The organism is Cupriavidus necator (assembly GCF_040578825.1).
In the GTDB taxonomy this organism is placed as follows: Bacteria; Pseudomonadota; Gammaproteobacteria; order Burkholderiales; family Burkholderiaceae; genus Cupriavidus; species Cupriavidus necator_E.
Window position 1 is genome coordinate 1 of sequence record NZ_JBEFLI010000122.1, and the last position, 11,103, is coordinate 11,103.

The 11,103-nt window shown below is 67.3% G+C and carries 9 protein-coding genes and 3 pseudogenes; 8 read left to right on the forward strand and 4 right to left on the reverse strand.

What is annotated here, in order from left to right; all coding sequences use genetic code 11:
* Positions 1–440: 440 nt before the first annotated feature.
* Positions 441–1,529 carry a glycosyltransferase family 4 protein gene (locus AB1I47_RS32360; protein ID WP_354687743.1) on the forward strand — a complete coding sequence of 363 codons (1,089 nt, stop codon included), beginning with the start codon at positions 441–443 and terminating at the stop codon, positions 1,527–1,529.
* 17 nt (positions 1,530–1,546) lie between these two features.
* On the forward strand, positions 1,547–3,760 hold the full coding sequence (locus tag AB1I47_RS32365; protein ID WP_354687744.1) for an amylo-alpha-1,6-glucosidase: 2,214 nt from the start codon (positions 1,547–1,549) through the stop codon (positions 3,758–3,760).
* Here AB1I47_RS32365 and AB1I47_RS32370 read toward each other — a convergent pair.
* Positions 3,757–5,316 (reverse strand): 4-hydroxyphenylacetate 3-hydroxylase N-terminal domain-containing protein, encoded by a 1,560-nt coding sequence (locus AB1I47_RS32370; RefSeq protein WP_354687745.1) that lies wholly within the window; start codon positions 5,314–5,316, stop codon positions 3,757–3,759. The genes AB1I47_RS32365 and AB1I47_RS32370 overlap by 4 nt on opposite strands.
* A gap of 237 nt (positions 5,317–5,553) precedes the next feature.
* Here AB1I47_RS32370 and AB1I47_RS32375 point away from each other — a divergent pair.
* The 4 genes and pseudogenes from AB1I47_RS32375 to AB1I47_RS32390 all read left to right on the forward strand — a co-directional run.
* Positions 5,554–5,736: pseudogene (locus AB1I47_RS32375) on the forward strand (zinc ribbon domain-containing protein); the annotation flags it as partial.
* Between the two features lie 290 nt (positions 5,737–6,026).
* Positions 6,027–6,605: pseudogene (locus tag AB1I47_RS32380) on the forward strand (sulfatase/phosphatase domain-containing protein); the annotation flags it as partial.
* A gap of 81 nt (positions 6,606–6,686) precedes the next feature.
* Positions 6,687–7,634, forward strand: a complete 948-nt coding sequence (gene rocF / locus AB1I47_RS32385; protein WP_354687746.1) for an arginase — start codon at positions 6,687–6,689, stop codon at positions 7,632–7,634.
* Positions 7,635–7,801: 167 nt separating this feature from the next.
* A complete protein-coding gene (locus AB1I47_RS32390) occupies positions 7,802–8,326 on the forward strand; it encodes a host attachment protein (RefSeq protein ID WP_354687747.1) in 525 nt (174 codons plus the stop codon).
* A 73-nt stretch (positions 8,327–8,399) separates the two neighbouring features.
* Here AB1I47_RS32390 and AB1I47_RS32395 read toward each other — a convergent pair whose 3' ends face one another.
* Together AB1I47_RS32395 and AB1I47_RS32400 are read right to left on the reverse strand one after the other, a co-directional pair.
* Positions 8,400–8,657, reverse strand: a complete 258-nt coding sequence (locus tag AB1I47_RS32395) for a hypothetical protein (RefSeq protein WP_354687748.1) — start codon at positions 8,655–8,657, stop codon at positions 8,400–8,402.
* Positions 8,658–8,916: 259 nt separating this feature from the next.
* Positions 8,917–9,366 carry a GntR family transcriptional regulator gene (locus tag AB1I47_RS32400; RefSeq protein ID WP_354687749.1) on the reverse strand — a complete coding sequence of 150 codons (450 nt, stop codon included), beginning with the start codon at positions 9,364–9,366 and terminating at the stop codon, positions 8,917–8,919.
* A 47-nt stretch (positions 9,367–9,413) separates the two neighbouring features.
* Here AB1I47_RS32400 and AB1I47_RS32405 point away from each other — a divergent pair.
* A pseudogene (locus AB1I47_RS32405) lies at positions 9,414–9,641 on the forward strand (GMC family oxidoreductase N-terminal domain-containing protein); the annotation flags it as partial.
* A gap of 215 nt (positions 9,642–9,856) precedes the next feature.
* Here AB1I47_RS32405 and AB1I47_RS32410 read toward each other — a convergent pair.
* Positions 9,857–10,690 (reverse strand): GntR family transcriptional regulator, encoded by an 834-nt coding sequence (locus AB1I47_RS32410; protein ID WP_354687750.1) that lies wholly within the window; start codon positions 10,688–10,690, stop codon positions 9,857–9,859.
* Between the two features lie 84 nt (positions 10,691–10,774).
* On the opposite strand from AB1I47_RS32410, the gene AB1I47_RS32415 reads away from it, so the two are divergent.
* Positions 10,775–10,939: a hypothetical protein gene (locus AB1I47_RS32415; protein ID WP_354687751.1), complete on the forward strand. Its 165-nt coding sequence runs from the start codon at positions 10,775–10,777 to the stop codon at positions 10,937–10,939.
* Positions 10,940–11,103: the final 164 nt, after the last annotated feature.

The window sequence follows — 11,103 nt, forward strand, 5'->3', positions numbered from 1 at the left end:
CCCGCCCCCTCCGCACGCCGCGACACCCAGGCAGCAGGCAATAAACAGATGGCATAGCGAGGATCGAAGTGCGGTGGTCATGGCACGCTCCTGTCATGGCTCCGGCCTTGCCGATGCAAGAACCGATCCACGGTTGCGGCACACGCAAGCATGCACGCCGTGCCTTTGCAAGATAGCCGTTCAGCACACTTGCAGCAAAGGGCAGCGCACCGGACATTGCGTCGATTGCGTACCAGTGAACGGCCGCCATGACCTACTGTTGAGCAAGAGGGTTGCGCGGCGGCGCTGCCAGCGCCGTGCCACGCACTTCCCGCCGGGCCCGGTGGCTTGAAAAAGCCGCCGCGCCTTTCTATTTTGCATTTCGTCAGGCCAGGCAGCGTCGCGGTCGCGTCAAGCCGGCGCGCGCCTGCAGCGGTTGCTTCACGTGACCGGGGGTGCCGATGAGGATTGCACAGATTGCGCCACTTGCCGAGCGCTGCCCGCCGAGCCTGTATGGCGGCACCGAGCGCATCGTTTCATACCTGACCGAGGAACTGGTGCGGCAGGGCCACGAGGTCACGCTGTTCGCAAGCGGCGATTCGGCCACGCGCGCCGAGCTGGTGCCTTGCTGTGACATGGCGCTGCGGCTGGATACGCGCGTGCGCGATCCCCTGCCCTACTACGTGATGATGCTGGACCGCGTGATGGCGCGCGCCGACAGCTTCGACGTGCTGCATTTCCATATCGACATGGTCCATTTCCCGCTGCTGGGACGCGTGCCGGTGCGGGCCGTCACCACGCTGCATGGCCGCCTGGACCTGCCCGACCTGCAGCCGTTCTACGCGCGCTTCCCGCACTTTCCGCTGGTGTCGGTCTCGACCGCGCAGCGCGCGCCGATGCCGCCGGTGAACTGGGCCGGCACCGTGCATCACGGCCTGCCGGCGGACCTGCTGTCGTGCTGCGCCAACCCGCGCGGCGACTATCTTGCCTTCCTGGGCCGGATCTCCCCGGAAAAGCGCCCCGACCAGGCGATCGAGATCGCGGTGCGCGCGGCGATGCCGCTGAAGATCGCCGCCAAGATCGACCAGGTCGACCGCGCCTACTGGGAAAGCACGATCCGGCCACTGGTGGCGGCGCATGCCGGTATCGTCGAATACATCGGCGAGATCGACGAGCGCGAGAAGTCCGAATTCCTCGGCAATGCGCGCGCGCTGCTGTTCCCGATCGACTGGCCCGAGCCGTTCGGGCTGGTGATGATCGAATCGATGGCGTGCGGCACGCCGGTGATCGCGTTCCCGTGCGGCTCGGTGCAGGAGGTGATCGAGCACGGCGTCAGCGGCTATATCGTGCACGGCATCGATGAAGCGGTGGCGGCGGTCCACCGCACCGCTGTGCTGCCGCGCACCGCGGTGCGGGCCGCCTTCGAGGCGCGCTTCACCGTGGAGCGCATGGCGCGCGACTACGTGCGCATCTACCAGAGCCTTGCCAATCCCGGCGAAGCCGCCACGCCGCAGCCCCAGGGTGAGCCCGGCGCGCTGGCGCTCGCGTGACCGGAGGAACCCTTCCCATGCCTGTGGACTCATCGAATGCATTCCCGACCAGCCCCGGGCTGGTCGCCGGTGCCAACCATGTCGCGCAGTTCTACATCCCCGCGGCGGCGTCGCTGCAGGAGCGGCGCCCGCGCACGCTCAAGCATGGCGACACCTTCGCGCTGTTCGACCACAACGGCGATGCCATCGGCGTGCCAGGCAGCCCCGAAGGGCTGTTTCACTTCGATACCCGACACCTGTCCTACCTGCGGCTGACCATCGACGGCACGCATCCGATGCTGCTGTCGTCGACGCTGCGCGACGACAACGCCGCGCTCACCTGCGACCTGACCAATCCCGACCTGTTTGACGAGGACGGCAGGCTGCGGCTGGAGCACGACCTGATCCACCTGCGCAGGTCGCGCTTCCTGTGGAACGGCGCCTGCTACGAGCGGCTCAGCGTGCGCAACTTCGACGACGTGCCACGGCGCGTGCGCGTCGATATCGCCTTCGGTGCCGACTTTGCCGACCTGTTCGAAGTGCGGGGCACGCAGCGGCTGCGCCGCGGCACCGTGCATACGCCGGTCGTCACGGGCGCGGAAGTCACCCTCAGCTACACCGGGCTGGACCAGGAGCGGCGCGAAACCCGGCTCGTCTTCGAGCCGGCGCCCACTGAGCTGGACGGCAACGGCGCCAGCTTCACCCTGATGCTCGATCCGCTATGCACGCGCGTGCTGCGCATGGAAATCCGCTGCACGTCGGTGCAGCGCGAGGCTGCGGAACCCCAGTCCTTTCTCGGCGCACTGCTCCAGTCACGGCGCGAGCTGCGGCGCGCCACCCGGCGCGCGGCATCGATCAGCACCTCCAACGAGCTTTTCAGCGAGGTGGCACGGCGCAGCATCTCTGACCTGTACATGCTGCTGACCAATACCGTGCACGGCCCCTACCCGTACGCCGGCATCCCGTGGTTCAGCACGGTGTTCGGCCGCGACGCGCTGATCACCGCGCTGGAGACGCTGTGGCTGGACCCGGACATCGCACGCGGCGTGCTGCGGTACCTTGCGGCGATGCAGGCGGAATCGGTCGACCCGCAGGCCGACGCCGAGCCGGGCAAGATCCTGCACGAGATGCGCCATGGCGAGATGGCGCGGCTGGGCGAGGTGCCGTTCGGGCTCTATTACGGCAGCGTCGACGCCACGCCGCTGTTCGTGCTGCTGGCCGGCGCCTACCTGCGCCGCACCGGCGATGTGGAGACCATCCGCGAGTTGTGGCCCAACATCGAGGCCGCACTGCACTGGATCCGCGACTACGGCGATCGTGACGGCGACCTCTTTGTCGAATACGGGCGCCAGTCGCCTGAAGGGCTGATCAACCAGGGCTGGAAGGACAGCCGCGATTCGGTCTTCCACGAGGACGGCAGTCTGGCGCCGGGGCCCATCGCACTGGCCGAGGTGCAGGCCTACACCTACGGCGCCTGGCACGCCGCCGCCAGGATCCGCGCCGCATTGGGCGACAGCGAAGGCGCGGCGGCGTACCGGGCTCGGGCTGAAGTGCTGCGCGATGCGTTCGACAAACACTTCTTCGATGCGAGGCTGGGCACCTACGTGCTGGCGCTGGATGGCGACAAGCGCCCCTGCCGCATCCGTACCTCCAACGCCGGCCACACGCTCTTTGCCGGCATCGCCCTGCCCGAGCGCGCCTCGTCGGTGGTGGCCACGCTGATGGAGAGTTCGTCGTTCTGCGGCTGGGGCATCCGCACCGTGGCCGCCGACGCGGCGCGCTTCAACCCGATGAGCTACCACAACGGCTCGGTATGGCCGCACGACAATGCGCTGATTGCCGCCGGCATGGCGCGCTACGGCTACCACCGCGAAGCCAGCCGCATCTTCGAGGGGCTGTTCGCCGCGTCCAGCTATATCGACCTGCGCCGGCTGCCCGAGCTGTTCTGCGGCTTCCCGCGGCAACGCAGCCAGGGGCCCACGTTCTATCCGGTGGCCTGCGCGCCGCAGGCATGGGCGGCCGCGGCGCCGTTGCTGCTGCTGCAGGCCTGCCTGGGGCTGGACTTCGACACCAGCGAGCCCGCCATCACCTTCGAAGACCCGTCGCTGCCGCCCTTCCTGGACGAAGTGGTGTTCCGCAACCTGGCGGTGGGGGGCGGCAGCGCGGACGTGGCCGTGCGCCGCTCGGGCGAGCGCGTGGTGGTGGACGTGCTGAACCGGCAGGGGCCGGTGCGGGTACTGACCAGAAACTAGTGCCGCGGCAACGGGCCGCCGCCGCGGCGCAGCACGCTGACGTCATCCGGGTTGACCAGGTCGGGCACGACCCAGCCGTTCAGGTCGTACTCGTCCATGGCCGAGCGCGCGAACGCCTTCATCCGCTCCAGGTTGCCGCTGCACTTGGCCGCCGCCAGGTTGGTCAGCCGCGTGGCGTCGTTGCTGCCGATGTAGTTGATCTCGTACAGCTCGTGGCGCGCGCCGAACTCGGTGCCGATGGCGTCCCACAGCAGCTTCATCACCTTGACCCGCTCCTCGGCGCTGGCGCCGCCGGAGCCGCGCAGGTATTTGTCGAGGTAGCCGCGGATGTCGGGTACGGTGAAATCACTCGCGTGCGAGTTCAGGTAGATCAGCCCGCTGGCCACTACCTGCTCGATGATATTGCGCACGCGCGGCAGCGCTTCCTGGTTCAGCACGCGGTAGGCGCCGGCAAAGTGCGCGTCCGGGCGGACATTGCCGTGCCACGGCACATCGCTCTTGGCCATCGCATCGGACAAGGCCCAGAACGCATTGCGCCAGGCGATCACCTCGCCGAGCTGCACCTGCACGCCGTGGAAGCTGCCGGTGCCGGTGATTTCCAGTGCGCGCGCCAGCAGCCCGACGATAAAGTCCAGCTTGACCGCCACGCGCGTGCAGCCGTGCATCGAGGCGCGTTCCAGGTAGCCGGAGCCGCTCTGCTTGCAATCCTCCTGTGCCACCTCGCCGTGCATGAACACGTTCTCCCACGGCACGAAGACGTTGTCCATGACCAGGATGGCATCGTTCTCGTCCAGCCGCGACGACAGCGGATAGTCGAACGGGCTGCCCAGCACCGCGGCGCGATACTCGTTGGAGATCCGGCACAGCAGCTTCAGTCCCGGCGCATTGGTGGCGACGATGAACTTGGGTCCGCGCGCAGGCACCACGTCGACATGCGCCACATAGGTGAAGTGCGTCAGCGCCGAACCGGTTGCCACCACCTTGGCGCCGCTGACGAAGATGCCGGCATCGGTTTCCCGCACCACGCGCACGAACACGTCAGAGGTGACCGACGGCGGCAGGTCGCGGTCCACCGGCGGGTTGACCACGGCATGGCCCAGGTACCAGGTGCGCTCCTGCGCCCTGCGGTACCAGCGCCGCGCGTTCTCCTCGTAGCCCTTGTAGTACTGCGCATTGGCGCCGAGCGTGGCGAGGAACGAGCCCTTGTAGTCCGGCGAGCGCCCCATCCAGCCCCACGCGCACTGCTGCCAGTCAGCGATGGCATCGCGCTGCGCCACCTGCTCGGCCACGTCGCGCGGCGCGCGGAAGAAGCGCTGGGTAAAGCCGCCCCACTCCGTCGGCATGGTCAGCACCGCCTGCCGCCGGGGATCGTGCAGCGCCGCGTACATCCTTGCGATCATCCGCGCCGTGTTGCGGAACGCGGGATGCTCGGCCACGTTCTTCACGCGTTCGCCGTAGATCCAGACTTCGCGCTCATCGTCGAGGCTTTGCAGGTATTCGCTGGCGGTGAAGGGGACGTACGCCTTGTTGTACGTACTGCGCAGATCGTCGGACATGTAATGGACCTTGCAGAAGCGCGTCAGCCCGGGCAGCGTGTGCCCCGGGGGTCTGGGGAGGTTCGGCCGCGCAGAAACCCGCTGCCGGACGCTTCATCAGACTTGCTCCGAGAAACCCCGCCCTTCAGGGCGGGGAGTGAAAGGAGTGCCGCCGGCAGCAAGCAATCCCAAATTAGAATGACCGGCATGCTTCTGGTCTATCGCTACCGGGTGAAGTCGCTGAACGGCCTGCTCATCCAGGTTTGCTCTTCGTGCAACGCGATGCCGCCGGAGAGGCCGAAAGGTATCGCAGACCTTGGAATAAGGCAGTGGATATGCAGTGAATGCGGTGCTGTGCATGATCGCGATGTGAACGCTGCGCTAAATATCCTTGCCCGATCGGGACATCGATCGCCTGCAGAGGGAATCTCCTCCCTTTAGGGAGGGGAGGATGTCAATGAAGATACACGCTGGACATCGCGGCTCTGTGATCTGCCCCACTGAAACAGTTCGTACTTAAGTGTGCCGGCTAACCGACCGGGGGTTGCGCCGGGCGAAGTGTGATGCTGGCGGCTGTCCTCGTCAGCGCGCGTCAGCCCTTGCCGCTTCGCCACACCTGCAGCGGATCCCACGCCGGCGCCGCGGCCTCGGGCTATACCGGCGACTAAGCTGGCGACTATTGATGTTTCCAAAATACACGACAACGCCAAACATTGGTCGTCCCCGCGAAGGGCGATCACTGGCTGGGCGAGAAGGAGCAGTTCTACGACACCGTGCAGAACATCCCGCTGATCGTCTACGATCCCTCGCCCGAGGCCGACGCCACGCGCAGCACCGCGCAGGCGGACATGGTGTCGGCGGTCGACGTGGTGCCGACCGTGCTCGACGCGCTGGAGCTGCCGCCGGCGGACCACCGCATCGAGGGCCGCTCGCTGCTCGACCTGACGCGTGGGCGAGGCAGTGGCTGGCGCGATTTTGTCGTGTCGGAGCTGGACTACGCCGATCGCGGCGCGCGCGTGGCGCTGGGCCGCCATCCCCGCGAATGCCGTGCGTGGATGGTGCGCGATGCGCGCTGGAAGTACGTGCATTGGCAGGGCTTCCGCCCGCAACTGTTCGACCTTGAGAGCGACCCCGACGAGTATTTCGACCTGGGCAGCCATCCCGGCCACGAGGCGGTACGCATCACCATGCGGCTGCGGCTGCTCGACTGGTTCTGCATGCTCAAGCCGCGCGTGACCGTCACCAACGAAGAAGTCGCGGCCAAGACGAACGTGTACAAGCAGGCGGGAGTGTTCTTCGGGGTGTGGTGAGAGGTGCGGCACCCCGCGGCGGGTATGGAATCTGCAAACAGCAAGACGTCTGCCCTTACCCTGTCCGCCATGAATTCCGCCATGAAACCTGTGACGCTGATTGGCGCGCCCACCGATATCGGCGCCGGCACGCGCGGCGCGTCGATGGGACCGGAAGCGCTGCGCGTGGCCGGCCTGGTGGCCGCGCTGGCTCGCATCGGCCTCGACGTCGAGGACGCCGGCAACCTTGCCGGCCCTGACAACCCCTGGCAGCCGCCGCATGACGGCATGCGCCACCTGGACGAAGTGGTGGCGTGGAACCGCGCCGTGTACGACGCCAGCCTGCGCGTGCTGCAAGCTGGCCGGGTGCCGCTGCTGCTCGGCGGCGACCATTGCCTGGCGATCGGCTCGATCAGCGCGGTGGCGCGCCATTGCCGCGACACCGGCAAGCAGTTGATGGTGCTGTGGCTCGATGCGCACGCCGACGCCAATATCGGCACCACCACGCCCACCGGCAATATGCACGGCATGCCGGTGGCCTGCCTGTGCGGCCACGGCCCGCAGCCGCTGACCACGCTGGCGGGCGAGGTGCCGGCAGTGCAGCCCAGCGCCGTCCGCCAGATCGGCATCCGCAGCGTCGACGCAGAGGAGAAGCAGCGCCTGCACGAAATGCAGCTCGCCGTCTACGACATGCGCTACATCGACGAGAACGGCATGCGCCACACCATGCAGCAGGCGCTGGCCGGCATCGACGCCAGCACCCACCTGCATGTCAGCTTCGACGTGGACTTCCTCGACTGCGTGATCGCCCCCGGTGTCGGCACCACCGTTCCCGGCGGGCCCACGTACCGGGAAACGCAGTTGTGCATGGAGATGATCGCCGATACCGGCCGGCTGGCGTCGCTCGACGTGATGGAACTCAACCCGGCCTGCGACGTACGCAACCAGACCGCGCACCTCGCGGTGGATCTGCTCGAGAGCGTATTCGGCAAATCCACGCTGTGGCGACCGCCGCCGCCGGACGTGCCCCCTGAGCCCGCCGCGGCCTGAAAAAGTTGCACGGTGTGCCTGTCGATACTGCAACCGCATGCCGGATGCGGCACCCGGGCGGCCGCATGGTGGCGTCAGCAACCAGCCCGGCGGTCCGTGCCGTGATGGCGTACCCCTTGCAACATTGGCAACAGGGCCCGGCATTCGGGCCGGCAACCGGAGCGATCATGAAGAACATCTGGATTCTTGTGGCGGACGAGTCTGTCGCCCGCATTTTTGCCTCGCATGCCGACACCGCGCCGCTGGAAGTGGTCAAGGAAATCACTGACGCCGCGGCCCACGCCGACCGCGCCGACCTGCGGCGCGATGCCTATGGCCGGCGCGGACAGGCCGCCTCGCAGGGCGACGCCGGACACCCCGGCGCCCACCAGGTCGGGCCTTCCACGGTCACGTCTTCCGCAGGGGAGGATGAGCTGCACCAGGAAGCCGATCTGTTCGCCCATCGCGTGGCGGATTATCTGGCGGATGCGCGCAACAAGCAGCGCTTTGACGAACTGGTGCTGATCGCCGCGCCGCGCTTCCTGGGCCTATTGCGCAAGACGCTGCCCCACGGGGTGACCGACGTGGTGACCCGCGAGATCGACAAGGACTTTATCCACGTGCCCAACAACGACCTGCAGCAGCGGCTGGCCGATGAAGGCATCGTGCCCGCCCGCCGCGACGCGCGCGTCAATACGGGGCGGGACCGCTAGTGTCCTGTCCCGAGCAACGCAACGCGGCCGCCCGGCAAACTCCCGGGCGGCCGCGCGGGCTGGCTGTGTCGCGTCAGCGAGCGGTGCCGGAGCCGCTGGCCGCGCCGCTGGTGCCGGTGGCCGTGCCGCTCGGGCTGGTCGTGCTGGTGGCACCTGACGTGCCCGTCGACGTGGCGGAGCTCGGCGCGCTGCCGCTGCGGCGCTGCTGTTCAGATACCGTGCCGGCACCCGACAGCGAACCGGATCCGGTGGTGCTGCCGGCGGCGGTACAGCCCGCCAGGATGCCGAGCGTGGCGAGCAAGGCTGTGCTGAAGCGTAGCGTCGTTTTCATGTTTTACCTCCATCAAGCAGGTTGGCAACCGGCCGCGCAGCCGTGCGGGCCAGGCCGGGCGAGCGCGATGAAACCGCCGCTCCGGTCAACACGACGCAACTGACGTACCAGTGGCGACGTTGCTGCGCGCGCTGTGGCGCTGCCTTGACCGAGCGGCGGGGCGAATGCAGGAAAGGGACGAAAGCGGCCCGGGACCGCAGTAAGAAGTGCTTGCGACGGGTAAAAGTTACCGCGCGGCAAGCGCTTTCAGCCGGTCAGTTCAGCATTTACTGAAAACATCGATGCCAACGCTGCGACCACGACCGCTGATTACCGCTTCAACGTCCCTGTGCGCATAGCGATCCGACCGGAACAGCAGCTCCGCGCAGAACAGCGGCGTGTCGTCGATGTCATACGGCGTGCTGCGGATGCGCAGCAGCGGGTCGCCCCCGGCCACGCCCAGGCGCCGCGCCACGTCCGCGGGCGCCGCCACCGCGGTGGATTCCATCGCCACCTCCTTGAAACGGTAGCCCAGCCGGCTTTCGAACAGCGCCATGGCGTCGTTGGTTTCAAGATCTTCCTGCACCAGGCGGCGCATCAGCGGCTCCGGCCCCAGCAGCGTGAAGTGGGCCACGGGCGCATCGTCCCAGTAGCGCACTGTGGCGACGCTCAGCACCTTCTCCGCCGGCTGCAGGTCCAGCGGGGCCGCCACGAACGCGGGTGCGCGCACCAGCCGGACCGATACCAGCTTGCCGTGGGCGAGCTTGCCGCGCGCACGGCCATTGCCGCGACTACGACCACTGGGCAGAACTGGGCTGCCATGGCTGGGGCTTCGAAGATGTGCTGCCCTGCTTTCGCCGCAGCGAGTGCAACCCCCGCCTGGCCGGCAAGGACGGCACCTTTCATGGCAACGACGGGCCGCTGCATGTGAGCGACCTGCGCTCGCCCAATCCGTTTTCACAGCGTTTTATCGAGGCGGCGATCCAGGCCGGCCTGCCGCGCAACGGTATGGGCCGGAAGGCATCGCGGAGTTCCTGGAAACGAAGACGGTGACGGGCTGAGGGATGGCTCGGCGGATTGGGCGATATCGATTCCGCTCCAACGGCCAGTACCCTCTCCTGCGCGCCGGAGAGGGTTAGGGAGAGGGCAGGCGGTAGTGGACCGAGATGCCTTGTCGCGAGGCACCCGCAGCCCTCGCCTCGATGACATACAGGAAGGCCTCAACGCACGGCCGAAGTAATATCCCGCGGAATCCAGATCCGCGCACTGTCTTCCCCGGCGCGTGCCAGCACCATGCGGTGGTCGTAGTAGTGCGGCCGGTACAGGCCACGCAGCCACTGCACCGGGCGGCCCCCACAATCGCGCACCACCCGCATCACCGACAACAGCGCGGCGCCCATCGGCTCGTCCAGCAGCGTCGCCACCTGCGCATCGGCCAGGCAACTCGAGATGCTCTGGTCGGCATGGCTGATGCGAACGCCGCCGCGCTCCAGCAAGGCCAGCGCCGAAGTCTCGCAAATCGCCTGCGGCGTCAGCAGGCGCGCGAGTTCCGGCGGGCTGAACATGGTCACGCATGAGATCGGCCGGCCTTCCCGGCTGCGCACGCGGACGATGCGCAACACCGCCTGCAGCGGCGGCACATCCAGCAGCGGCGCGACCTCGGCCGGGCACGGCAGCATGCCATATTCGACCAGCCGGATCGCGGTCTCGACGTCGTCCTCGACCAGGCCGTCGGCCAGCCGCCAGGTGCGCGTCAGCCCGGGCGCCCGGCTGGCGTGTTCCTTGTTGACAAAGGTCCCGTGCCCGGCGCGCCGATATACCAGCCCTTCCTTGACGAGTTCGGACAGCGCGCGCCGCATGGTGACGCGCGCCACCTTATATTGGTCCACCAGTTTCAACTCGGGAGGCAGACCGGTCTGATCGAAAATGCCGCTGGTGATTTGCTGGCGCAGTATGAGATAGATCTGGTGATAACGCGGCACGGGGGAACTGGATTTGGCCATAATCGTCCGGTGAAACCGATTGCAACGCCTTGATCCGTATGACTTGTCCATTTGGATGGCGCTACCTTCGGGGCAGGCTCCGAAGCAGTCCCGAACGATATCGCATGATTTCTTTCCACCTCAATGGGACATTAAATGGAACATTTTCAGTATTTTCGGAAATACAACAAAAAAAAGGGTATTCAGGCATATTGCCGGGGCGGCCTGCGGTTAATAAATGCAGCAGACGGAAATGGGGCGGCAATATCGCGTACCGCTGCGGCTCATGCGGGTGTCCGCAAGCCTGCCGCGCTTGTCTGACACCAGCAGGCGGCGGCGTCCGACAGCCACTGTCCACGGGCCGGCTAAGCTTCATAGACAGCGCCAGGCCTTTTGCCGAAGCGCCCGGCTATGTCGACCGTTCCCGACCCGCCCCCCGCCCCGGCGCCGGGGGGGCTGGCGCGGGGGGCTGCGCCGCCCGAGAG